This is a genomic window from Rhizobium bangladeshense (assembly GCF_001662075.1).
Taxonomy (GTDB): domain Bacteria; phylum Pseudomonadota; class Alphaproteobacteria; order Rhizobiales; family Rhizobiaceae; genus Rhizobium; species Rhizobium bangladeshense_B.
Map to the genome: position 1 here is coordinate 1 of NZ_LYPL01000126.1, position 429 is coordinate 429.

The 429-nt window shown below is 61.1% G+C and carries 1 pseudogene; it reads right to left on the reverse strand.

From position 1 onward, the window contains the following. Positions 1–429, reverse strand: a pseudogene (locus tag A7X77_RS31805) (glutamine synthetase); the annotation flags it as partial.

Below are 429 nucleotides of genomic sequence, written 5' to 3' on the forward strand. Positions count from 1 at the left end.
GATCAGCGTATCGATCTCCAGCCCCTGCTTCTCGGAGAAATGATAGATGTCGTCGATCAGCTCGTCGAATTCGTTGATGCCGGCGATCGAGTAGCCCTGGCCCCCGAGGATCGAGCGGCCGGAGCGGCCTTTGGGCGGGTGCAGCGGATAGTCGGGGTCGTCATTCTTGGCGACCAGGTAGAACTCGATCTCCGGCGCAACGATCGGCTTCCAGCCGCGATCATGATAGAGGCTCATGATCCGCTTCAGCACGTTGCGGGGCGTATAAGGCACTTCCCCGCCATCCGAATCGACGATGTCGCAGATCACCTGGGCCGTCGGGTCGCTTTCCCAGGGCACGACCGATAGCGTCGACAGATCAGGCATCAGCTTCAGGTCGCTGTCACGGGGCTCGTATCGGAAGCTTTCCGTCTCCTCCGGATACTCGCC